Here is a 24,944-nt window from a genome sequence, read left to right as displayed (position 1 = left end):
AAAATTTAAGCATAGCAATAGCTACGGTTCTATTTTATGACGACAAATGGGTGAAAAAGAAACTAATTTTATACGGCATTTGAAATGTAAATTGATATTAAAAGTAAAAACAATGAAAAATCAATTAAAACCATTGATTCCTTTAGTTGATAAGCTAACAAAAGGAAACCCTATTCTTAGATTGTTTATTTACTTCATACTAATTCTATGTTTTGTTTTAATTATTACATCAACAATTATACATTTTGTAAAATTAAGTTAGTTATTCATACTATTATTCAACCAAAAAAATGGAAAGAGAAGAAATCTTAAAAGAAATAGAAGAAAAATATGACAAACTAGGTGTTCCTGTGGATGCTATGTTAGAGGGTTTGTTATGGAGTACACCAATTACCTATTGGGATTATATTCAGACAGATGCACTTTTAGGGTTGCAAATTCCTAGAACAACATTGCCAGATGAAATGGTTTTTATCATGTATCATCAGGTAAATGAGCTATTGTTTAAAATGATTTTATGGGAAATAAATCAAGTTGCGAAATCCACAGAAGTTTCTGCGGATAAATTTACGATGCATTTAGGCAGAATTAGCAGATATTTTGATATGTTATGCAGCTCATTTAATGTAATGGCAGAGGGCATGGAGAAAGAACAATATTTAAAATTCAGAAATACGCTAACACCAGCAAGTGGATTTCAAAGTGCGCAATACCGTAAAATTGAGTTTGCATCTACAGAGCTCATTAATCTAATTGATGCTCGTTTTAGAAAAACCATAGATAGAAACTCTTCTTTTAAAAATGCATATAATCATTTGTATTGGCAAGCAGCAGGTAAAAACTATACTACCGGGCAAAAATCAACCTTATTAAATCTCTTTGAGAAAAAATATATGGGAGATTTTATCGATTTTATGGAAGATTATAATGACATTAATTTGTCCTTAAAATTTAAACAACTTCCTAAAGAAGTGCAAGAAAATAAAGATTTAATCAAGGCAATGCGTCATTATGATTATACGGTAAACGTAAAATGGGTAATGGCTCATTATAATGCTGCGGGTAAGTATTTAGGGGGAAAGGAGAAGGATTTAGAAGCTACCGGTGGCAGTAGTTGGCGTACATATATGCATCCAAAGTATCAAAGAAGAATATTTTATCCTTATTTATGGAGTGCAAGTGAATTAGAAAATTGGGGAACCTTTTAAGGAAAAGAGCTCTTTAAATATAATGATTATAAAATCTAAATGAATCGTTAAATAGTACTAGATAAATTCATTATAATTAATTTTTTTCATTTTGGAACGGTAATTGTCATTACTTTTTTATAAGTTTGATTTCTATGAAAACACAAATCCTATTCATTTTTACCTTATTTTTTTTAACAACGACTTTTAGTCAAAAAAAAGAAATTGCTTTTAAAAGTGGTGAATCATTGCGATATAAAATGAGCTATAGTGGTTTTTTAAGAGCTGGTACTGCTGTTTTAGAGATAAAAGAAGAGGATTTTAATGGTAAAAAAGTTTTTCATACAAAAGGTTCAGGTTGGACATCTGGGATGATTAAGTGGTTTTTTGCAGTAGATGATGTTTATGAATCTTACTTTGATAAAGACAGTGTTAAGCCATACTTGTTTAAAAGAAAAATTAATGAAGGCGGATATAAAAAGCATAGAATAACTTCTTTTAATCATACAGCTAAAATTGCATATGTTCAAGATTTTATCCATCAAAAAGATACCACAATTTCAATTTTAGATATTCAAGACATGATGTCTTCTTTTTATTATTTAAGAAATCAAAACGTAAAGAATTTAGAGAAAGGAGATGAAATTGCGATTGATATATTTATGGATTCTCAAGTATATCCTTTTAAACTAAGGTTTTTAGGAAGAGAAGTTTTAAGAACAAAATTCGGAAAAGTAAATTCTTTAATTTTTAGACCCTTAGTCCAGTCTGGACGAGTTTTTAAGGCAGAAGAAAGTGTTACCATTTGGATTACCGATGATGCGAATAAAATTCCTATTAAAATGATGGCTTCTCTATCTGTAGGTTCTTTAAGAGCAGAATTAGAATCTTACGAAGGTTTAGCAAATCCTTTTAAGAAAATTTAATTTTTTTAATAAAACCTTTCATGAACTTATCTTCTTAGATATCATATAATTCAATTTTATTTGTATTTTTGAAAATTGATTCAAAAGCCATAAATTCTTGAGAAAAATAGTAATAGTATTCGCTTTTATTCTGTCTCTTTCTTCCTGTAAAAAGCAAGAAACTAAACCAAAATTACCTCCTGTTATTGCAAAAAAAGTACCAGAGATTAGGTTTGGTTACAAAATTGATGATTATAGAGTAATCCAAGACACCATAAAAAATGGAGAAAGTTTTGGTGTAATTTTAGACAGGCATCATGTAATGTATCCTAAAATAAATCAAATCGCTTCGGTTGTTAAAGATACTTTTGATGTGAGAAGAGTGCGAGCTGGAAAACCATATACTATATTAGCAAGCAAAGATTCTACCGAAATAGCTCAAATTTTTATTTACAAGCATGATAAAATAAATGCTACCATACTCGATTTTAAAGATTCTACAATTACCGCAATTCGCTATAAAAAACCAATTAAAATTATAGAAAAAGAAATAGAAGGTGTTATTACCTCTAGCCTCTCTGCCACCATGGATAGCTTAGGTTTGAATACAAATTTAACTTGGACAATTGCAGATATTTATGCTTGGACGTTAGATTTTTATAAACTTCAAAAAGGGGATTCTTTTAAATTTGTTTATGAAGAAAAATTTATTGATGATTCTACTTTTGCAGGATATGGCAAGGTAAAATCTGCCGTTTTTAGGCATAAAGGTAAAGATTTATATGCTTTTCGTTTTTTAGCGGATTCTATTTTAAACATTCATGAATATTATGATGAGAATGCAAAAATGTTGCGAAGTCAATTTTTAAAAGCACCTATTAAATTTCAATATCGAATCTCATCAAGATATAACTTAAAAAGAAGAATTGCCTATTACGGAAACCGGGTAAAACCGCATAGAGGTACCGATTTTGCTGCTAGAATTGGTACGCCTATTATTGCTACTGCAAACGGTACTGTTTCAGAATCAGCTAGAAGAGGCGGAAACGGCAACTATGTAAAAATTAAACATAATGGTACTTATGCTACACAATACCTGCATATGAGCAAGCGTAAAGTAAAAAAAGGAGATTATGTAAAACAAGGTGATGTTATAGGTTGGGTTGGTATGACCGGAAATACAGGAGGTCCTCATGTTTGCTATCGTTTCTGGAAGTATGGCAAGCAAGTAGATCCTTTAAAAGAAAAATTACCAGCAGCAAAACCAATGAATAAAGATGTAAAACCTATGTTTTTTGATTTTATACAACCTTTAAAATATCAATTAGATTATAACCGAGTTCCTGCAGAAAAACCAGAAAAAGTAACAGAAATTATAGCACAAAATTAAATTATGGCTTTGAAAAATATCAACCCAACCTCAACCAATGCTTGGAAGGCATTAACAAATCATTTTAGTGATATTAAAAATATCAATATTAAAGATTTATATAAAGAAGAAAATAGGCAAGAAGAGTTCTCTTTGGTATTGGATGATTTATCTGTAGATTTTTCTAAAAATAGAATTACAAAAGAAACACTTGGTTTATTGGTAGATTTAGCCAACCAAGTGGATTTAAAAGATGCCATTGAAAAACAATTTTCTGGAGAAATTATAAACGTAACAGAAGGAAGAGAGGTTTTGCATACTGCCTTAAGAAGTACTTCAGATGAACCTATTTTAGTGGATGGTAAAAATATAAAACCACAAATTCAGGCAGCATTAAGAAAAATAAAAAGCTTTAGCAATAAAGTAATTTCAGGAAAATGGAAAGGATATACCGGTAAGTCTATTACAGATATTGTAAATATTGGTATTGGAGGTTCTGATCTAGGACCCGATATGATTGTAGAATCTTTACAATTTTATAAGAATCAATTAACAACACATTTTGTGTCTAATATTGATGGGGATCATGTTTCAGAAGTGATGAAAAAATTGAACCCGGAGACCACCTTGTTTGTCATTGTATCTAAAACATTTACAACACAAGAAACGATTACAAATGCGGAAACCCTTAAAAATTGGTTCTTAAAATCGGCTACCATTTTTGATATTCCTAAACACTTTGTTGCGGTTTCTACAAACTTAAAAGCCGTAGACGATTTCGGAATTGATAAAAAGAATGTTTTCCCGATGTGGAATTGGGTAGGAGGTCGTTTTTCATTATGGTCTGCAGTGGGTTTATCAATCAGTTTGTCTGTAGGTTTTGATAATTATAAATCTTTATTAGAGGGTGCAGAAGAAATGGATATCCATTATAAAAACACACCATTCGATAAAAATATTCCCGTAATTCTAGCTTTAATAAGTATTTGGTATAACAACTTTTATTTAGCAGAAACGGAGGCAGTATTGCCGTATTCGCAATATTTAAAGAAACTTCCAGATTATTTACAACAGGCAATTATGGAAAGTAATGGTAAAAGTGTTGATAGAAATGGAGAGGCAATAGACTACCAAACGGGTACAATTGTTTGGGGAAGTACAGGGACCAATATGCAACATGCATTTATGCAATTGGTACATCAAGGCACAAAATTAATTCCTTGTGATTTTATTGGTTATAAAGAATCTTTATATGGTTTAAAAGATCATCACAAAAAGTTAATGGCAAATTATTACGGTCAAATGGAAGCTTTGGCCTTTGGTAAAACAAAAGAAGAGGTTCATTTAGAATTAAAATTTTCTGGTGATGAAGATAAAATAGCTACATTATTACCTTTTAAAGTGTTTGAAGGCAATAGACCTAGCAATGCCATTCTATTTGATAAGTTGACGCCTAGGTCTTTAGGAAAGTTAGTCGCCTTATATGAGCATAAAATTTTTACACAAGGTATTCTATGGAATATTTATAGCTACGATCAATTTGGGGTTGAATTAGGTAAGGAACTTGCTAAAAAATTATTGAATGCTTAATTTGACGAGTAAAAAAAACTTAATAAATTAAAATTTTAACTTTTAATTTATCATTTCTTAAACAATTTAATTGCATCTAAAGAATTCATTAAGAGTTTTTTAGGTGTTTTTTTTGTATTTTAAATTTCTTAATTTATTGTTAAAACTTAACATTAACTTAACATACCAACGAACCAAAAACTCCAATTTTGCATAACATTCAAAACTTAATTTAAATAATGAAAAATTTGAAAAACTTATTATTTGCAGCTTTGTTTTTTGTAACGGCTACAGTATTAGGACAAACTAAAATTACAGGTACAATTGTTGACGAAACAGGCCAATTGTTGCCAGGAGCAAGTATCCTTGAGAAAGGAACAAAAAACGGAATTTCAACAGATTTTGATGGTAACTTTACCTTGAACGTAAAATCTAACTCTGGCGTTCTTGTTGTTTCTTTTATCGGTTACAAAACAAAAGAAGTATCCTATTCTTCGGCAAAAACGAATCTAGGCAAAATCGTTTTACTAGAAGATTCAACTTTAGATGAAATTGTAGTAGTTTCTAACTCGTTCGCAATAGATAGAAAAACGCCTGTTGCAGTTTCTACAGTAAAAGCAGCAGAAATTGAATTAAAATTAGGAACTCAAGAATTTCCTGAAATTTTAAAATCTACACCTGGAGTATATGCTACAAAACAAGGTGGTGGATATGGTGATGGACGTATTAATTTACGTGGATTTAACTCGGAAAATGTTGCCGTAATGATTAACGGTGTTCCCGTTAATGATATGGAGAATGGTAGAGTATTTTGGTCTAACTGGGCTGGTTTAGGTGATGTAACAAGCGCAATGCAAGTTCAAAGAGGTTTAGGAGCTTCTAAAGTAGCCGTGCCTTCTATTGGGGGTACAATTAACATCCTAACGAAAACTTCTGATGTTGAAGAAGGTGGTAATTTCGGTTACTCAGTAGCAAATGATGGTTACCAAAAATATGGTTTAACATATTCTACAGGATTAATGGATAACGGTATTGCCGTATCTGTGCAAGCAGCTCAAACTACGGGTAGAGGTTATGTAGACGGTACTCCTTTTACAGGATTTAATTACTTTGTTAATGTTACTAAAAAATTTAACGAAGAGCATACTTTGGCATTAACGGCTTTTGGTGCAAAGCAACAACACGGACAAAGACAAAATAGACATACCATAGCTACTTTTAGAGAAGCTGAAAGCGGTAGAAAGTTTAATTCTGACTGGGGTTACAAGGATGGGCAATTAACAAATTCTGAAGATAACTTTTACCACAAACCTCAAATTTCTTTAAATCATTATTGGGACCTAAGTGATAAAACATTTATTTCTACGGCAGCTTATGTATCCTTCGGATCAGGTGGTGGTGGTGGATTCCAAGGAGTTAACAAATTCCGTTTTGATGATGATAATTATAGAATCGGGAACCTAGGGACGATTAATTTCGACAAAATTGTAGACGAAAATATGGCGTTAGGAAATGCCGGTTCTGAATCAATTTTAAGAGCTTCTAGAAATGACCATAATTGGTACGGAATTCTATCAACATTAAAAACAGATTTAACCGATGAATTAACTTTTTTAACGGGATTAGATTATAGAGGTTATACAGGAATACACTTTACAGAGGTTACAGATCTTTTAGGAGGTCAGTTCTTTGCGGATGACAGTAACATAAATAACCCAGACAATCAAGCGCAAGTTGGAGACCGAATTTTATATGACAATGATGGTTTAGTAGATTGGTTAGGTGCTTTTACGCAACTAGAATATTCTAAAAATGATCTTTCTGGATTTGTATCGTTGAACGTATCGAACACATCTTATCAAAGAGTAGATCGTTTTATATATTTAGACTCAGATCCAAATCAAACTTCAGAAAAATTTTCTTTTATTGGATTTGGTGCTAAAGGTGGTTTAAACTACAATTTAGATGAAAAGCATGGGGTATTTGCTAACTTAGGATATTTTGAAAGAGCACCTTTCTTTAATGCAGTTTTTGCTAATAGAAACAACATAGATACCAACGAAGATGCGCCAAATCAAAAAATTACAAGTTATGAGTTAGGATATACTTTTAGAAGTGCAAAACTAACAGGTAATGTAAACTTATATAGAACGACTTGGAATGATAGAACAGAAACTCAAAGTTTTCAGCAACCTGATCGTACTTTAGCTTTTGCTAACATTTTAGGAGTAAATGCGATTCACCAAGGAATAGAAGTAGATTTTATATACAGAGCTACAGATAAATTAAAATTTACTGGTATGGCTTCTTTAGGAGATTGGAGATGGGCTAATGATGTATTAGACGTTCAAATTTTTAATGAAAATAATGAAGTAGTAGAAACTGTAGATTTATACATAAAAGATGTACACGTTGGTGATGCAGCCCAAACTACATTTGCTTTGGGTACAAGCTACGAGTTAACACCAGAAACTACGCTTTCAATTGACTACAACCATTTTGCAGATTTATATTCTGATTTTGACCCAAGCGACAGAGGAGAGCCAGGACCAGATGCATGGAAAGTTCCTTCATTCGATTTGTTTGACGCTTCTATAAGACATAAATTTAAATTCGGTAATTTTGATACTTCAATTATCGCCAGAGTTAACAATGTTTTTGATACCACATATATTTCAGACTCGCAAGACGGTGCAGGCTCTGTAGCTAATACCGCAAGAGTTTATTACGGTTTTGGAAGAACATTTAGTGTAGGAGCAAAAATTAACTTTTAAACATATTTAAAAATGAAAAAAATATTTTATTTATTCGCAATTACAGCGTTCTTATTTACTTCATGTAATCCTTTAGAGGATGTAAATGCGGAAGTAGATGCTATTATAGAAGCAGAAACAGCAAATGACGGTGATGTAGAAGATCTTGTCTTTACATTAACAGAAGATGATTATACATCTTTAAGTTTAAGTAATTTTTACTTTGATACTGAAGATGAAGCAAAAACGATGCTACCAGGATTTTTAACAGCCAATTACCCTAATTTAGGGGTTGATTTTGATGGTAATGGAGAAATTGTTGCCGCATCATCTGCAATCGTAACCTATAATCTTTTTAATCCTGTAAGTGCTATTGCTAAGAAAGTATACACTTTATCAGACGCAGATTATTCAGATATCGGACTTTCTGCTCTTAATGATTTAGGAGATGTTAATACTTTTTTTAGTGCTAAATTTCCTAATGAAGTAAAAGGAACAGTGTATGACTTAACATACCTTACAGATCCTACAATAGAAGAATATACATTAACAGATGAAGATTATGATCTAGTAGGCAACGGACGTTTTGATAATTTTGATATTAGAGAAGGTAGAGCCGAAGAAGACCTTGAGGTTCGAAGAACTAAAATTCAAACCATTTTATTAAATAACTTTCCAGATACAGAATTTGGAACAAAATTTAGGGTTACTTATGAAGTTTTTGATGGTAGTTCTAAAGATTTAGAATTGTTAGTTCAGTTAGAGGAAAATCCTACAGATCCTGCAAAAACTACAACGTACACATTAAATAATGATGATTATGCTTTTATAGGAAATGGACAATTTAATAATTTTGATATTAGAGATTCTAGCCCAGAGGCAGATGTAGAAGTTAGAAGAGAAAAAATTGAAAGAATTTTACAAAATAATTACCCAGATGCAGTTGCAGGAGATTTTTATGTAATTACTTATGATACCTTTGATGGAGCAGGTAGACCTATTTTAACAATGATCCTTCAATATGATGGTGCTAATTTCAATATTTTCGATGTTAAAATATATGCTATATATGAATTTACTTTAGAATCAACTACAAATAGATTTGTTCTAACGGATGAATGGGATGCGCCAATTACTTTTACTCCAGAAGAATATGGTATAATGGGAGGTAGTAGTCGTTTTGCTAATTTTAGTGGTACAACGGAAGATGCAGAACGCAGAATTAAAATTTATTTAAAATCAACTTTATTCCCTTTCGCAGCTGCTGATGCTTTCGTTGCAGTACAATATAATAACTTTAGTGGAGGTGTATCAACTATAAATGTTAATTTCATGTTTGATGGTAATGAATGGAATACAATCTCTGAAAGTACTGAAATTGTATTACAGTTTGGTCATGATGGCGTAACTTGGGTGCCAGATAATACTATTAAGTATACCTTAACCGCAGCAGATTACGAACTAGTAGGTAATGGTAATTTCCAAAACTTTGATGTAAGATCGGGTAGAGATGAAGAAACTATTGAAGTAAGACTTGAAAAAATAAATACTATTTTATTAAATAACTTTCCTCAATATGGATTGGATCAAAAATTCTCTGTTTCTTACAATGTTTGGGAGCCAGGAGATGCAGTGTATATTATGAACGTTATTAATAACGGTACAGAATACGTTTTACAATAATAGTAAATCAGTACAATTTCTAAATTTTTAGAATACTTTAAAAACCACCTCATCGTAGGTGGTTTTTTTATGCATAAAAATTAGTAACTTTGTTTTGATTAGAAAAATCAACCATAATGATGAAAAACATACATTCCTACTGGGCATATTTAGTGCTCTTAATTTTAATAGTTGCCGTGATAAACGCAATTATTGGTTTCACTCAAAAAAAACAATTTACAGACAAAGATTTACGTATTGGTTTGTTTGCTTTAATTGTATCACATATTCAATTATTAATCGGTTTTGTGTGGTATTTTATGTCACCTTGGTTCGAGTTGTTAACAACGGATGCAAGTACCGTTATGAAAACAAAAGAAGTTCGTTTGTTAGCTATAGAACACCCAATTACAATGATTTTAGCCCTTGTTTTTATCACGATAGGTTGGTCTAAACATAAAAAGAAAACTACAGATGTTGCAAAATTTAAAACTTTTGTTATTTTTTATGGAATAGGATTGCTACTCATCTTGTCTAGAATACCTTGGAGTAACTGGTTTTAAATTATGAAGTTTATAAGCTATATACTTTCTTCCATTTTTGCTGTAGTGTTTTTTGCACTACTCATTATTTTTCATCCGTTTCAGTGGTTGGCATTTAATCTCTTCGGATCTAAGGGACACTCAAAAGTAGTTGCTATTATGAATTATAGTTTGATGAAATCGCTACTTCTTTTAGGCATTACGGTGAAACTGAAGAATAATTTTGAATTGCCCAAAAATACCTCTATTATTTTTGTGTCAAATCATCAATCTACCTTTGATATTCCGCCTTTAGGGTGGTATTTTAGAAAACATCATCCAAAGTTTGTGTCAAAAATAGAGTTAAGTAAAGGGATTCCAAGTGTTTCTTATAACTTAAGAAAAGGTGGCGCAGCACTCATCAATAGAAAAGATTCAAAACAAGCAATTGGAGAATTGATTAAGTTTTCTAAAAATATCAATACCAATAAATGGGGGGCAGTAATTTTTCCGGAAGGAACCAGAAGTAGAACTGGTGAACCAAAAAAATTTGCACCAAATGGATTAAAAATGCTTGCTAAATATAATAAAGAAGGGTATATTGTTCCGGTAACGATTAATAATTCATGGAAAGTATTCAAATACGGTAAATTTCCATTAGGAATCGGGAGTCCAATTACCATTACTACACACCAACCCATTAAAATAGATTCTTTGCGTTTTGATGCCTTATTGGAACGTACCGAAATAGCAATTAAAGAACACATAAAATAAAAAATATGTCTATTAAAAATATTAGAAAAGAAGTAATGCTAACTTTAGAGAAAAGTATGCAAAGCTTTGTGGATACTTATTTAATTCCGGCTGAAAAAATTTGGCAACCTACAGATTTCCTGCCCAACTCACAAAAGGATTCTTTTATCACAGAAGTAGAGGAAATTCGTGAGTTATCAAAAGAACTGCATGATGATTTCTGGGTCGTTTTAGTAGGAGATACCATTACAGAAGAAGCCTTACCAACCTATGAGTCTTGGTTGCTAGATTTAGATGGTGTAAATCAAGATCCAGACAACGGATGGGCAAAATGGGTAAGAACTTGGACAGCAGAAGAAAACAGACATGGTGATGTTTTAAATAAATACTTGTATTTATCAGGTCGCGTAAACATGCGTGAAGTAGAAATTTCTACACAGCATTTAATTGCAGATGGTTTTGATATTGGTACTTCTACAGATCCCTATAAGAACTTTATATATACCTCTTTTCAGGAATTAGCAACCTATGTTTCGCATAATAATGTAGCTAAAATTGCAAGAAAAAAAGGACATAAAGCATTGGCAAAAATGTCTAAAATTATTGCAGGTGATGAAATGCGTCATCACCAAGCATACGCACATTTTGTGAAAGAAATTTTTAAGATAGATCCTAGTGAAATGATGCTAGCATTCCAGCACATGATGAAACATAAAATTGTGATGCCAGCAATGCATTTAAGAGAATCGTTTGGGGAAAAAGGAAGTCTTTTTGACGATTTTTCTACGGTAGCCCAACGCGTTGGTGTCTATACCGGATTTGATTATGTAGATATTTTACAGAAATTAAATGAAACTTGGGAAATAGATAAGATTACGGGTCTTACCCCAGAAGCAGAAAAAGCAAGAGATTATTTAATGAAACTGCCCGCTAGAATGTATCGAATTACAGATAGAATCGTAGTTCCAGATACTAAATTTCAATTTAAGTGGATGTTACCAGCATAAAATAATTTCCTTGTAAAGAAACAGTAGCTTTTTCTGTTTATAATTGATCTTGAGCAAAATACAAATCCCCTTCAGATTTTCAAAATTTGAAGGGGATCTGCCTATAAAATAGGTCATTTTGAAATAACAAAAGAATCCATATCCTTTAAAAAACCTAGTTTCTCTCTTGTTTTTTGCTGATTTGGTTTGCTTACAATTGTTTGTATACATCCAATTTCATTTTTTTCTAAACTAGCAAGCGTAGTGCCTAAATAATCGATGATTAAAGAATTTCCAGAATATTCGTATTCATTGGCATCTTTACCAGTTCTATTTACGCCAATCACATAGCTCATATTTTCAATAGCACGCGCTTTTAAAAGTGTTTCCCAAGCTTTAATTCTTGTTGTAGGCCAATTTGCCATAAAAATCAAAAGATCATAATTCTCAGTATTTCTTGCCCAAACAGGGAATCGTAAATCATAACAAATTAACGGGCAAATTTTCCAACCTTTATAGTCAACTATTAATTTTTCATTTCCAGAGGTATAAACCTTATCTTCTCCTGCCAAAGTAAAAGAATGTCTTTTATCGTAGGTTTCTATTTTTCCTGAAGGATGCCCAAAAACCAATCGATTATAATACTTGTTATTTTCTTCAATTACGAAACTAGCTACAATAGCCAATTGCTTTTCTGATGCAATTTTTTGTATCCAAGAAATAGTTTTTCCATCCATTTTTTCTGCAACCTTTTCAGGATTCATGGTAAAACCTGTTGTAAACATCTCTGGAAGCACCACTAAATCGATGTTTTTTGGTAAACTGTTTATTTTTTCTTCAAAAAAGGAACGGTTTTTAGACGGATTTTCCCAAAACAGATCAGCTTGAATTCCGACTACATGTAGTTCATTAGACATAAAAATAAATTTAAAGATTAGAGAAGTATAAAAGTAAGTTTTTGTAATTTACAAACTCTAAAAAAAGCTATAAATCCTATGCATTCTTTTATTTCTGAAACGATAGATGATATTTTAAAAACGATAAATTCTTTTGAGGATGCTGTTTTTATCTTGCCATCACAAAGAGCAAAAATTTTTGCAAAACAAACCTTTAAAGATAAAATTTCTGTAGGTTTCTTGCCAGAAATGTTGAATATAGAGCAATTTATCCAAAGAGTTTCTGGTATTCATAAGTCAGATAGTATTCAGCTATTATTTCATTTTTACACGATTTATAAGCGTGTTGAAAAAAATCCAGACTCATTTGATACATTTTCTTCTTGGGCGTTAACGGTATTGCAAGATTTCAATGAGATTGATCAGCATTTAATTAATACAAACGATATTTTTATGTATTTAAGAGATATTGAGCGACTAAAAAAATGGTCGGTTCATGGCACTTTTAAAGAAACAGATCTTATAAAAGATCATTATTCTTTTTTAGAAAAATTAAATACGTATTATAATGCTTTTTATCAATTTTTGATTCATAAAAATATTGGTTATCAGGGTTTAATGTATAGAGAAGCTTGTGGTAAAATTGATGATTTTTTAGAAAAAAACAAGAATAAGAAATTCTTTTTTATTGGTTTCAATGCTTTGAATAAAGCAGAAGAACTATTATTTCAAAGAGTTTTACAAATAGGAAATTCAGAAATTTATTGGGATATAGATGAAGCTTTTTTTAATGCAAATCATCAAGCCGGAAAATTTATTAGAAAGTATAAAGCTAGCTGGAGATATTATGAAAAAAATCCATTAAAATCGTTAGGAAATTCATTTTCAGCACCCAAAAACATTCAAGTTATTGGAGCAGCAAAAAACAATACACAAATAAAATATATTGGTGAAATATTAGAAAATATTCCCAATTTTAAGAATACAGCCCTAGTCTTAGCAGATGAAACACTTTTGCCCGTAGCACTAAATTCTTTACCAAAAAATATCAGTGCAATTAATATTACGATGGGATATCCTTTAAAAGACATCCCTACAACGGGTTTATTGTTTTCAATATTTCAGTTGTTTATTTCACAAGAAAAATTACAAAAAAGCATTGTAAATGAGTTTTATTACAAAGAGGTCATTCGTTTTTTTAAACATCAAGCTATTTATAGTTTATTGGATTCTATAGATGATTTAACGGCAGCAATAGCAAAAGAAAATCAAACTTTTATTAAAGAAAGTCATCTAGCTGATTTTCTAAAAAATGAAACTACAGAAGTTAAAAATATTATTTTAAGAATTTTTAAAACGTTTACTTCGGTAGAAGATTTTATTGAAAGAATTTTAGGACTCATCAACCTTTTAAAAGAAGCTGTAAATCCTTTAGAAAAAGAATACCTTTTTCGTTTTTATACGGTTTTTATACAATTGCAAACCTTGCAAAATGAGTTTCACTATTTCACAGATTTAAAAACATTGTCATTGTTTTTTAAACAATTAATTTCATCAGAAAACATATCTTTTCAAGGAGAACCTTTAAAAGGATTGCAATTAATGGGGATGCTAGAAACACGGGTTTTGGATTTTGAAAACATCATTTTGGCTTCTGCAAATGAAGGGGTTTTGCCAGCAAGCAGTCAGCAAAATTCTTTTATTCCTTTTGATGTAAAAGTTGAGTATGGGTTGCCAACTTACAGAGAAAAAGATGCTATTTTTTCCTATCATTTTTTTAGATTACTGCAAAGGCCAAAAAATATTTTTATCGTATATAATACAGAACATGATATTTTTGGAAGTGGAGAAAAAAGTAGATTTATAACACAATTAGAAGCGATGAGAACTGATATTGTTCAGAAAATTGTCTCTCCTAAAGTAGTGGCTCAAAATTCTGAATTAAAAGAAATTAAAAAAAATGAGTTGGTTTTTGAGCGATTAAAAGAAATTGCAAAAGCCGGCTTCTCTCCATCATCTTTAACGAGTTATTTATACAATCCTTTTGCTTTTTATAAGCAAAAAGTTTTAAGAATAAAGGAGTTCGATGATGTTGAGGAAACCGTGGCATACAATACTTTAGGAACAGTTGTGCATGAAACTTTAGATGAAATGTACCAACCTTTTATGGGGCAGTTTTTAAAAGTAAATCATATTTTAGAGATGGAAAAAATAGCAAAAGGTTTGGTTATCAAACATTTTGAAATACATTTTAAAAATGGAGATCTATCCACAGGAAAAAATCGCTTAATTTTTGAAGTAGCAAATCGATTTGTATCTAACTTTTTATCTAAAGAAAAAGAATTATTAAAAGACGAGCGTAATCAACTAAAAATTATTGCTACAGAAGAAAATTTATCCACAGAAATAGAAATTGAAGGTATTGATTTTCCGATAAAAATTCATGGAAATGTAGATCGAGTTGATGAGCTTAATGGTGTAGTTAGAATTATAGATTATAAATCTGGAATGGTAAAAGGTTCGGAATTAAAAGTTTTAGATTTTGAAAAATTGAGAGAGAAACAACAGTATAAAGGTATTCAAGTTTTATTGTATGCGTTTTTATATTCAAAAAGCAAAAATTTTGATTTTTCTAAAACTTTAAAAGCTGGGATATTTTCATTTAAAAATCTGAACCAAGGATTTTTAGCTATTAATTTTTCGTCTAATTATAGAAAACCAGATACTGCTATTACCCAAGAAAAATTAGAAGAATTTATGACAGAATTAAAAGGTTATATCCAAGAAATTTACAACTCGGAAATTGCTTTTATTGAACCAGCTGATTTGAAATATTAATATACAAACAAGTCTTGATAATTTCTGAAGATCAACTTAAAATGAAATCGGTTCTATAAATCGTTTATTTTTTAAGGGTTACTAAAATCTTACTTGCCTTTCAAAATCAACAAAGGAAGATTGGTAAAAAATTCTTCTTTAAGGATTGTATTTTTTTCCCAAAGCTTTTGAAAGAATCCTCTTTTACGTGTAATAACACAAATCATATCAGGATTATACGTTTTAATATGTTCTAAAACCCCTTGAAAAGTTGTTGCATTTTCAGTAACGGTTAAAGTAGTTTGTAGTTTTTCTAAATCTGGATGTAAAATTAAATCTTCTTGGGTATAACTTGGTGTTTTTACCAATAATAGGTTTACTTGAGCGCTAAATTTCTTTACTATATATTGTAAAGGAGATAAAGCTGTTTTACTTTTTATAATGCCAGATTTAAAAGCCATTAAAATGCTTTTTACAGGGGTATATTGATAACCTTCAGGAATTGTTAATATGGGTAGTTCAGTCTGTTTTACGATACTACCAGCCGTTTTTCCTAAAAATATTTCTTCTTTTATTGAATTACTTTTGGCGCCAACAATAATGAGATCAATTCCCAATTCATCATCAATAGATAAAACACTATCTACCACAGACCCTTTGGCTGAGATAAGTTTAATATCTACATTTTTTTTATCAACAGAATTGACCATCGTTCGCAAATACAAATTGGTTTCACGAGCAATAATAGCATCAATATTTATAATAGTTCCTGCTTTAGATTGTGAACTGTACGCTCTAAAAACAAATATTTTTGCATTGATGTCGGCAGCAAAATCAATGGCATACTGCAAAGTGTTTTGAGCGTTTTCTGTAAATCCGATAGGTACTAAAATGTTTTGCATGGTAGAAATTTTTAAAGCAACAAAGTTACTCATTTTTCAGTAAGTAATGTGTTTTCTCATTTTTTAGATCTGTACCTTTGTAAAAATATTCTTTTTTTGAAAGTAGATCTAAGTTTTAGACGTATTAATAAATTGGCAATTCCTGCTTTAATTGCGGGTATTGCAGAGCCATTATTATCGATTACAGATACCGCCATTATTGGTAATATTCAAGAAAATGCTACAGAAAGTTTAGCAGCGGTAGGCATTGTAGGTGCTTTTATTTCGATGCTTGTTTGGGTTTTTGGGCAAGTTCGAAGTGCAATTTCTTCGATCATTTCACAGTACGTAGGTGCCAATAAATTAGATGAAATTAAAAGTTTACCCGCACAAGCTATTGCTATTATTGTTGCAGGTAGTCTTCTGGTTTTGTCAATTTCTTATCCGTTTGCAAAACAAATTTTTCAATTTTACAATGCGTCTAGTAGCATCTTAGAATATTGTGTCATTTATTTTAAAATTAGGATTTTTGGTTTTCCTTTTTCACTTTTAGTATTTGCTATTTTCGGAACCTTTAGAGGATTACAAAATACTTCTTATCCAATGATAATTGCCATTATTGGTGCCTTATTAAATATTGCGTTAGATATTATTTTTGTCTACGGAGTTGAAGGTTTTATACCTGCAATGAATATAGAGGGTGCTGCGTATGCTAGTGTAATTGCACAAATTACTATGGCAATAATTTCAGTTGTATTGTTGCTTAAAAAAACAACGATTTCTTTACAAATAAAATTACCTTTTCATAAAGAAGTTCCGAATTTATTACAAATGATTGGCAATCTGTTTATCAGAACCATCGCCCTAAATACTGCATTATACTTAGCGACTGCTTTTGCCACAGAATATGGTAAAGAATATATTGCTGCCTACACAATTGGCTTAAATATTTGGTTGTTGGGAGCATTTATAGTCGATGGATACTCGAGTGCTGGGAATATTTTAGCAGGTAAATTATTAGGAGCAAAAGATGATAAGTCTTTAATTCTGTTGAGCAATAAACTGGTTAAGTATGGTTTTTTTACAGGAATTATCATGGTCATTTTTGGATTTGCTTTTTATAATTCCATTGGTCGTATTTTTACAAAAGATCCTTTCGTTTTAGAACAATTCTATGATGTTTTTTGGATTGTTATTCTTATGCAACCACTTAATGCGATTACTTTTATTTATGATGGAATGTTTAAAGGAATGGGAGAAATGAAATACTTAAGAAACGTTTTACTGCTTTCTACAGGATTTATATTTATTCCTACATTATTCTTTTTTGATTGGTTAGATTATAAATTAGTTGCCATTTGGATTGCTTTTACCTGCTGGATTCTGGCAAGAGGAATTCCGCTAATTTTAAAATTTAGAAAGAAATTTTTACCGGTTACATCATTTTAAGCTGATATTTACAGCGTAAAATTGTTTCTTTTTCTCCTAATTGTATCCATTAAAAAGTAATTCCTATTATTTACAGGACATTATAAATCTAGATTGAGCTACTGGATTTTTAGTTCTTAAAAAGAGTCACTTTTTTAATTAAATAGAGTTGCTAGCTACTGTACTTTAGGGTTTTTGTTAATATTTTCTTTCTAGCTTTAGCAGGGAACCTAAAATCTTTATTTTAGCTATCTTGGACTTTTTAAATGAATACATTTTAATTTTTTGCAGAAATACTATTTTGGAATACTTCTTGCTAGATGTAGGTTTAAAAATCCGAATTTATATCCGTTAAAAATTTAAGTTTCTTTACTGGTATCCTTAAATTTATTTAAATGTTATTTAGAATTATAAAATCTTTAAAATATGAAGAATAGTGCTAAACTTTAAAAACGTATCCTTAAAAATAAGAATCTTTTTATCCATGATTTTATTGGTGTTATTAGCATCAATCTTAATTTTGGTAGTTACTGTTTTTCAGTATGATGAACAAACACAAGACTATAATATTCAGCGTTTTGAAAGAAAAGAGGCTACTACTCAAGAAACTATAGACCTTGAGTTAAGAAATAAAACGAGTTATCCTGTAAATACACAAAATATAGCAAAAATATTTCAAGAACGTATTTATGAAATTTCATCTATTAATAAATTAAATATATCAATTTTTGATCTTCATGGTAATTTATTGGTGTCATCAAAAATAAATGCTTTCGAAGAAAATTCAATTGAACCTTTACCTTATAATCGTTTAAACGAGTTGTCTCAAAACTCAAATCATAGAATATTAAAAACGAGAAGAGAAGAGGGCGTTAGTTACCAATCATCTTATACGTATATAAATGATCCGAAGTTTAAAAGAATCGGAATTCTAGAACTACAGTTTACACAAGACAATTCAGAAATTGAAAAAGAACTCAAAGAATTTATAGCAAGGTTAAGTTTGGTGTATTTGTTAATGTTGATGATTGCCATTGCTTTGGCGTATTTTTTATCTACCTATATAACCCGCTCTATTCAAATAATCTCTGATAGAATGCAAAGTACGCGAATCAATGAACGTAACGAAAAAATAATGCTGGGCTCTGCCAGTTCAGAAATTGAAGTGTTGGTAGATGCTTATAATAATATGATTGATCAGTTAGAGGAAAGTGCGGTGAAATTAGCAAAGAGTGAACGTGAACAAGCTTGGCGAGAAATGGCAAAACAAGTGGCGCATGAAATTAAAAATCCGCTAACCCCAATGCGCTTAACAGTGCAAAGTTTTGAACGAAAATTTGATCCTACGGATAAGAATATAAAGGCAAAACTGAGAGAATATAGCCAAACACTCATTCAGCAAATCGATGTAATGACTTCTATAGCTTCGGCTTTCTCTGATTTCGCAAAAATGCCTACACAAAAAAAAGAAAAAATTAATGTAGTAAGTGTTGTAAAATTAGCGTTAGATATTTTTAACGAAGATTTTATTTCTTACCTACCAAGTGAAGAAGAAATATATGCGAATTTAGATAAAACACAATTAATTAGAATTGTAACCAACTTAGTTAAAAATGCAATGCAAGCTTCAGAAAAAGAAGAAAAACCTATTATAGAAGTAAAAGTAATCTCGGATAAAACTACTATAAAAATTTCGGTTTCTGATAACGGAAAAGGAATTTCTGAAGACGTAAAAGATTTAATTTTTGAGCCTAAATTTACAACTAAATCAAGCGGCATGGGGCTAGGTTTGCCAATGATTAAAAATATTATTGAGGCATATGATGGTTCTATTTCTTTTACATCAAAACTTGGAGTTGGTACTGTTTTTACCGTAATTTTACCAAAGGAATAATTCATAATACACGTATCAAGAAAAATTTTAAAAAATATAAAGGATGAAATTCAACAATATTTTAGTAAAAAAAAATAATGCTTTAGCACAAGTAACCATTAACAGACCCAAAAAGTTAAATGCTTTAAATAGTGAAACGATCCATGAATTAAGTGAAGCTTTTGAGGCTTTAGAAGAAGATGACAATATTAAAGTAGTTGTTCTTACAGGTGCTGGTGATAAGGCTTTTGTAGCGGGTGCAGATATTTCTGAATTTGCACATTTTTCTGTGGATGAAGGTGCTAATTTGGCAAGAAAAGGACAAGAAATCTTGTTTAATTTAATTGAAAACTTATCGAAACCAGTCATTGCGGCGATCAATGGTTTTGCTTTAGGAGGCGGATTAGAGTTGGCAATGTCATGTCATTTTAGAATTGCATCAGACAATGCTAAAATGGGGTTGCCAGAAGTTTCTTTGGGGGTAATTCCTGGGTATGGAGGCACGCAACGTTTAGCACAATTGGTTGGTAAAGGCAAAGCCATGGAACTAATTTTAACCGCAAGTATGATTTCTGCAGAAGATGCTAAAAACTGTTCTTTGGTAAATCATGTGACAACGCCTGAAGAATTATTGCCCTTGGCAGAAAAATTAGCTGGTAAAATAATGCGCAATTCCTCTGTGGCAATTTCTGGAGCTATCAAGGCTGTAAATGCTAATTTTGAAGATGGCGTAAATGGTTTTGATGTAGAAATTGAAGAATTTGGTAAATGCTTTGGTACGCAAGATTTTAAAGAAGGAACCACCGCTTTTTTAGAAAAAAGAAAGCCAAATTTTCCTGGAAATTAATATAAACAAAAAAAAACGAGCCAATAAAGGCTCGTTTTATTTTTGAATTTACATTTTAAATTCAACAGCTAACTAAACTAATATTTAAATTTATTTACATAATTTCTTCCATTATTGCGCACAATAACTGAATAATCTCCTTTAATCTCTTTATTTAAACGATAAACTCTATTTAAAATAACATCACTATTGGCAGTTTCAGAATAGATAATTTCGCCATTATAGTATATATCAATTTCCAAAGGCTTTTTATCAAAATTATTTCTAGTAATCATTAACTTATTTTCCTTGTTTCTAATAAAAGGTTTAAAGATAATTTTGTCAGCCGCTTCATTAAAAGTTACCTTGTTGTTTTTTATGGTAACAGATTGAATAACGATTTGAAAATCTTTATCCAATTCTAAAGTGTAGTTCCCGTTTTCTAGTTCAGAAAAATCAAAAGTTTTTACAAGTTTACCTTGTTTTTTGATGTTTTCTGAATGAAGCGTAACCCCTTTTTCATCTTTAATACTTAATTGATGGCCTTTTTTAACATGATTAAATTCTACTTTTACCTTGCTCGCGTCGAACCCGTTTTCAAAATCTGAGTTGTTTGCATAGTTTATAAATGTTACCAACATAAAAACTATAATCAATACTTTTCTTTTCATTATTTTCATTTTAATTATTTTTAATTAATACGCTCTTCTTTGTTATTTTTAGTCTCTAAAATTAAATATCCTATTGCTACCAATTGTGTTGCAAAAAGAATTATAAAAACTACCATTACTGTGATAAATAAAAAACTTTCTTTGTTTAACATAATTTTTATTTTTATACTGCAAAGTTATGGTTGAAATACGTATGTAAAAACAATAGAATTGGTAAGTTTGTGTTCTAAATTAACAATATACACAGTGTTAATTTATTGTTAAGTTAATTTAGTATATAAATTTGATAATTTTATATAGATAGTTCTTTTTCTTCATTGTATTTTTGTACATATGATACAGAGAAAACCAACTCTAGAGAAAATTACACCAAATTTTGGTAGTTCTTTATTAGTAAAGAAGCACCTAGAGTTCTTAAAAACCAATACACCCTTCTGGCATTTTCATCCAGAAATAGAATTGGTATATGTAAATAAAGGAAAAGGAAAAAGACATATTGGCAATCATATAAGCTACTTTAATAATAGTCAGTTAGTATTAATAGGATCTAATTTGCCGCATATTGGGTATTTAGATCGCTTAACAACAAACGGTTCTGAAACTTTAATACAGTTTATGCCAGATTTTTTAGGAAAGGATTTTTTTAAAATTCCAGAAATGATGGCTATTGATGCGCTATTTGAGCGTGCAAAAAAAGGAATTCGGTTTAATATAGAAATTAAGCAAAGAATTGGTGCAAAAATAGAGCAGTTGGTTGAGTTACAAGGACCTTCTAGAATTACTTCATTTATAGAAATTTTAAATGATTTAGCGACTACAGATGATTATACGTTGCTAAATGCAAATGGTTTTGCTTTTGAGGCTACACGTCAAGACAGTAATAAAATTGAAATTATTTATAAACATATTAATGATAATTTTAAAGAACACATGAGTTTAGATGAAGTAGCCGGTATTGTTAGTATGACAGAACCAGCTTTTTGTAGGTACTTTAAAAAATCTACAGGAAAAACATTTACAAAATTAGTAAATGAATATAGAGTAGTACATGCAACTAAGTTGTTGGCAGAGAGTGCTATGAGTATTACTGCAATTAGTTTTGAGTGCGGTTTTAATAACTTTTCTCATTTTAATAAATTATTCAAAGAGTTTACAGGAAAAACGGCTTCTACATATCGAAGCGAAATGAAAGATTTAATACAATAAGTTATGGAAATTATTTTAGAAGACAAAATTGAAAAAGCATTAGAATATTACACTTTTAAAAGTAAAGAATTAAAAGATTTTGTAAATTCGAGCAAAGATTTAACAGTAGAACAAATTGTAGAATTTGGCGAAGAACTAGGAATCTTAGAATATAAGATTACAGCGTTAGAGGTGGCAAAAGAAAGCTAAAATTATAGTTTTCCATTCCATTCGCTATAAAATTGATTTAAATATTCTTCCATGAATTGATGCCTTTTTAATGCAATTTGTTTGCCGGTAGAAGTATTCATTTGATCCTTTAGCAATAACAATTTTTCATAAAAATGATTGATTGTTGGCGCGTTAGAGTTTTTATATTCCTCTTTGGTTAGGGTTAAGTTGGGTAGAATTTCAGGGTTATACAGTTCCCTGTTTTTAAAACCGCCATAATTAAAACAACGTGCAATTCCAATGGCCCCAATGGCATCTAATCTGTCGGCATCCTGCACTACTTCTAATTCTTTAGATGTGAATTTTCTTTTATCGTTACTTAAAGAATTTTTAAACGAAACATGCTTAATGATTTTTACAACATGTTGCCCAATTTCTTTAGGTACTTTTTGAGCGATTAAAAATTTTGTAGCCTTTTTAGGGCCTATAGTTTCATCACCCTGATGAAATTTAGGATCTGCAATATCATGCAGTAAAGCAGCTAATGAAACGACAAGAACATCAACTTTTTCTTCTTTGGCTATCAACAGAGCGTTTCTAAAAACCCGTTCTATATGAAACCAATCGTGCCCGCCTTCAGCATTTTTTAATTCTTCTTTTACAAAAGCAATTGTATTCGGAATAATGGTATCTTGATTCATCTTATGTTCTTGAAAGTAGTTCTTTTTTGATTTTTTTCATTTCATAAATCATCACAAATAACATCGGAATAAAGAATAAAGGCAAAAAAGTATGAAAAGAAACCCCTTTTTCTAGGGTAGAAAAAACACCAAAAATAATCATCAAGAGCACTACAATACTTTGAATACTTATAAATATTTTCTGGTTTTTAAACTTCTTTAAGAGTTCTTCTTTTGAATATGTAGAAAATGGAGATGCCATATTTTTATGTAATAGATTAGAAATTTATGAGGTAAACTTCACAAGCGCTCTTTAATGTATTGGTTTTTTAAAGATTTGATAGCAAACAAAAAATCCACTAAGAAAGTGGATTTTAAATTCCTTTTTTAAAGGATTTAAGATAAAGTTCTAGCAAAATTCTTCGTAAGCTCCTGCTAAATTCTGCGCAATCATTTGTGCAGATCTTCCTTCAATATGATGACGCTCTAACATGTGCACTAAATTACCATCTTTAAATAAGGCAATTGCCGGTGATGATGGAGGGAAAGGAATCATAAATTCTCTCGCTTTTTGCGTAGATTCTTTTTCAACCCCAGCAAAAACAGTGGTTAAATTTAAAGGAGTTTTAGAGGCTTGTAAAGAAGCTATAGCTCCAGGTCTTGCAGTTCCTGCTGCACAACCACAAACAGAATTTACAACGACTAAAGTTGTTCCTTCTTTGGCCATTGCATTTTGTACGTCTTCACTGGTATATAATGCTTCAAAACCAGCGTTTATTAACTCATCGCGCATTGGTTTTACTAATTCTTCTGGATACATAATTGTCTATAATTTAAGTTGCAAATATAAAAATAAAAAAAGTAGCATTCAAACTGAAAATTAATTCTTGTATTGATAGATATATCAATAAAATTGATTTTTATAAAACATCCTAAAAATTGAGATGTTTCTGTATATTTGACCTTAAATATGAATGTTTTATGGGAAGTTTTTCTAAATGGTTAGGAGCTGGTTTAGGTTTTACTTTAGGCGGGCCAATCGGTGCAGCCATAGGGTTTGCAGTGGGTAGTTTTGTAGATGGTTTTGATAAAGAAGATTTTACACAAGAAAGGGTAGATTACGATAGAAGGGTACAAGGAGGTAATCGAAATGTAAACACGCAATCTGGAGATTTTGAAATAAGTTTACTTGTTTTAGCGTCTATTGTTATTAAGGCGGATGGCAAAATAGACAAGCGTGAGTTAGAATTTGTGCGTTCTCAATTTTTAGGAATGTATGGTAAGGAAAGAGCAAACAATGCTTTTAAACTTTTTAAAGGAATTGTTAAAAAAGAAATTTCTTCGCGTCAAGTTTGTATTCAAATAAGAGCACATATGCCACATGCATCTCGTTTACAGCTTTTACATTTTCTGTTTGGTGTTGCGAAAGCAGATGAGTTTGTTACTGAAAAAGAAGTAGAAGAGATTAAAAAGATTGCGGGGTATTTATACATCAATTCTCATGATTTTGAGTCTATAAAAGCGATGTTTTATGATGATTCAGATAACGCTTATAAAATTTTAGAGACCGAAAAAGGAGCTACCAATAGCCAAATTAAAACGGCTTACAGAAAAATGGTGAAAAAATACCATCCAGATAAATTGCAAGACTTAGGCGAAGAGCATTTAAAAGGAGCCAAAGATAAATTTCAAAGCATTCAAGATGCGTATGAAAAAATAAAAGCTGAAAGAGGACTTTAAAGAAAAGTTTAAAATTTCATTTTATTAAGAACCTTCAGCAAACTGCAAATCCTTTATGTTTACTATCTAAG

23 protein-coding genes are annotated in these 24,944 nt (G+C 30.6%); 16 read left to right on the top strand and 7 right to left on the bottom strand.

Translation table 11 applies throughout. The annotated features are described in order from the left end of the window. The first annotated feature begins 290 nt into the window (after nt 1–290). The 9 genes from K8354_RS14000 (at nt 291) to K8354_RS13960 (ending at nt 11,726) form a co-directional block, all read left to right on the top strand. The gene (locus K8354_RS14000; RefSeq protein WP_223441392.1) at nt 291–1,208 is read left to right on the top strand and encodes a tryptophan 2,3-dioxygenase family protein; all 918 of its coding nucleotides are present in this window, start codon (nt 291–293) and stop codon (nt 1,206–1,208) included. A 134-nt stretch (nt 1,209–1,342) separates the two neighbouring features. After that, nucleotides 1,343–2,113 (top strand): DUF3108 domain-containing protein, encoded by a 771-nt coding sequence (locus tag K8354_RS13995; RefSeq protein WP_223441389.1) that lies wholly within the window; start codon nt 1,343–1,345, stop codon nt 2,111–2,113. Nucleotides 2,114–2,210: 97 nt separating this feature from the next. Further along, entirely contained in the window at nt 2,211–3,482 is a 1,272-nt protein-coding gene (locus tag K8354_RS13990; protein ID WP_223441386.1) for a peptidoglycan DD-metalloendopeptidase family protein, read from the top strand. Nucleotides 3,483–3,485: 3 nt separating this feature from the next. Beyond that, on the top strand, nt 3,486–5,051 hold the full coding sequence (pgi, locus tag K8354_RS13985) for a glucose-6-phosphate isomerase (RefSeq protein ID WP_223441383.1): 1,566 nt from the start codon (nt 3,486–3,488) through the stop codon (nt 5,049–5,051). Nucleotides 5,052–5,269: 218 nt separating this feature from the next. After that, nucleotides 5,270–7,804: a TonB-dependent receptor gene (locus K8354_RS13980; RefSeq protein ID WP_223441380.1), complete on the top strand. Its 2,535-nt coding sequence runs from the start codon at nt 5,270–5,272 to the stop codon at nt 7,802–7,804. A gap of 12 nt (nt 7,805–7,816) precedes the next feature. After that, nucleotides 7,817–9,466: a hypothetical protein gene (locus K8354_RS13975; RefSeq protein ID WP_223441376.1), complete on the top strand. Its 1,650-nt coding sequence runs from the start codon at nt 7,817–7,819 to the stop codon at nt 9,464–9,466. Between the two features lie 119 nt (nt 9,467–9,585). Next, nucleotides 9,586–10,008: a hypothetical protein gene (locus K8354_RS13970; protein ID WP_223447689.1), complete on the top strand. Its 423-nt coding sequence runs from the start codon at nt 9,586–9,588 to the stop codon at nt 10,006–10,008. Nucleotides 10,009–10,011: 3 nt separating this feature from the next. Continuing rightward, a complete protein-coding gene (locus K8354_RS13965; RefSeq protein ID WP_223441373.1) occupies nt 10,012–10,740 on the top strand; it encodes a lysophospholipid acyltransferase family protein in 729 nt (242 codons plus the stop codon). Between the two features lie 5 nt (nt 10,741–10,745). After that, entirely contained in the window at nt 10,746–11,726 is a 981-nt protein-coding gene (locus K8354_RS13960) for an acyl-ACP desaturase (protein ID WP_223441370.1), read from the top strand. Between the two features lie 113 nt (nt 11,727–11,839). Here the strand turns inward: K8354_RS13960 and K8354_RS13955 are convergent, their stop codons facing one another. Then, nucleotides 11,840–12,622, bottom strand: a complete 783-nt coding sequence (locus K8354_RS13955) for a nitrilase family protein (protein WP_223441367.1) — start codon at nt 12,620–12,622, stop codon at nt 11,840–11,842. A gap of 78 nt (nt 12,623–12,700) precedes the next feature. Here K8354_RS13955 and K8354_RS13950 point away from each other — a divergent pair, with 78 nt between their 5' ends. Beyond that, a complete protein-coding gene (locus K8354_RS13950) occupies nt 12,701–15,439 on the top strand; it encodes a PD-(D/E)XK nuclease family protein (protein ID WP_223441364.1) in 2,739 nt (912 codons plus the stop codon). 89 nt (nt 15,440–15,528) lie between these two features. Here the strand turns inward: K8354_RS13950 and K8354_RS13945 are convergent, their stop codons facing one another. Next, nucleotides 15,529–16,320, bottom strand: coding sequence for a universal stress protein (locus K8354_RS13945; protein ID WP_223447687.1), 792 nt, complete (start codon nt 16,318–16,320; stop codon nt 15,529–15,531). A 96-nt stretch (nt 16,321–16,416) separates the two neighbouring features. Between K8354_RS13945 and K8354_RS13940 the strand changes: the two genes are divergently transcribed. The 3 genes from K8354_RS13940 to K8354_RS13930 all read left to right on the top strand — a co-directional run bounded on the left by K8354_RS13940 (nt 16,417) and on the right by K8354_RS13930 (nt 20,447). After that, the gene (locus K8354_RS13940; protein ID WP_223441356.1) at nt 16,417–17,748 is read left to right on the top strand and encodes an MATE family efflux transporter; all 1,332 of its coding nucleotides are present in this window, start codon (nt 16,417–16,419) and stop codon (nt 17,746–17,748) included. 463 nt (nt 17,749–18,211) lie between these two features. After that, nucleotides 18,212–19,621, top strand: coding sequence for a sensor histidine kinase (locus K8354_RS13935; RefSeq protein ID WP_223447685.1), 1,410 nt, complete (start codon nt 18,212–18,214; stop codon nt 19,619–19,621). 43 nt (nt 19,622–19,664) lie between these two features. Next, on the top strand, nt 19,665–20,447 hold the full coding sequence (locus K8354_RS13930; RefSeq protein WP_223441353.1) for an enoyl-CoA hydratase/isomerase family protein: 783 nt from the start codon (nt 19,665–19,667) through the stop codon (nt 20,445–20,447). A gap of 77 nt (nt 20,448–20,524) precedes the next feature. Here K8354_RS13930 and K8354_RS13925 read toward each other — a convergent pair whose 3' ends face one another. Next, nucleotides 20,525–21,106: a T9SS type A sorting domain-containing protein gene (locus tag K8354_RS13925; RefSeq protein WP_223441350.1), complete on the bottom strand. Its 582-nt coding sequence runs from the start codon at nt 21,104–21,106 to the stop codon at nt 20,525–20,527. An 11-nt stretch (nt 21,107–21,117) separates the two neighbouring features. Further along, the gene (locus K8354_RS18715; protein ID WP_302850510.1) at nt 21,118–21,249 is read right to left on the bottom strand and encodes a hypothetical protein; all 132 of its coding nucleotides are present in this window, start codon (nt 21,247–21,249) and stop codon (nt 21,118–21,120) included. 181 nt (nt 21,250–21,430) lie between these two features. Here K8354_RS18715 and K8354_RS13920 point away from each other — a divergent pair, with 181 nt between their 5' ends. Both K8354_RS13920 and K8354_RS13915 read left to right on the top strand, forming a co-directional pair. Next, nucleotides 21,431–22,303: an AraC family transcriptional regulator gene (locus K8354_RS13920; protein WP_223441332.1), complete on the top strand. Its 873-nt coding sequence runs from the start codon at nt 21,431–21,433 to the stop codon at nt 22,301–22,303. Nucleotides 22,304–22,306: 3 nt separating this feature from the next. Next, the gene (locus K8354_RS13915; protein ID WP_223441330.1) at nt 22,307–22,492 is read left to right on the top strand and encodes a hypothetical protein; all 186 of its coding nucleotides are present in this window, start codon (nt 22,307–22,309) and stop codon (nt 22,490–22,492) included. Nucleotides 22,493–22,494: 2 nt separating this feature from the next. On the opposite strand, the gene K8354_RS13910 is transcribed toward K8354_RS13915, so the two are convergent. From K8354_RS13910 to K8354_RS13900, 3 genes are all read right to left on the bottom strand, one after another. Beyond that, nucleotides 22,495–23,154 (bottom strand): HD domain-containing protein, encoded by a 660-nt coding sequence (locus tag K8354_RS13910; protein ID WP_223441327.1) that lies wholly within the window; start codon nt 23,152–23,154, stop codon nt 22,495–22,497. A gap of 1 nt (nt 23,155) precedes the next feature. Next, complete coding sequence (locus K8354_RS13905; protein WP_223441325.1) at nt 23,156–23,395, bottom strand: hypothetical protein; 240 nt, start codon at nt 23,393–23,395, stop codon at nt 23,156–23,158. Nucleotides 23,396–23,542: 147 nt separating this feature from the next. Beyond that, entirely contained in the window at nt 23,543–23,953 is a 411-nt protein-coding gene (locus K8354_RS13900) for a BrxA/BrxB family bacilliredoxin (protein WP_223441322.1), read from the bottom strand. Between the two features lie 161 nt (nt 23,954–24,114). Between K8354_RS13900 and K8354_RS13895 the strand changes: the two genes are divergently transcribed. After that, nucleotides 24,115–24,873, top strand: coding sequence for a TerB family tellurite resistance protein (locus tag K8354_RS13895; protein WP_223441319.1), 759 nt, complete (start codon nt 24,115–24,117; stop codon nt 24,871–24,873). Nucleotides 24,874–24,944 lie beyond the last annotated feature (71 nt).

Source organism: Polaribacter litorisediminis, assembly GCF_019968605.1.
Lineage (GTDB): Bacteria > Bacteroidota > Bacteroidia > Flavobacteriales > Flavobacteriaceae > Polaribacter > Polaribacter litorisediminis.
Note: the sequence above shows the minus strand (reverse complement) of the source record. Positions and strands in the feature narration are given on the sequence as shown.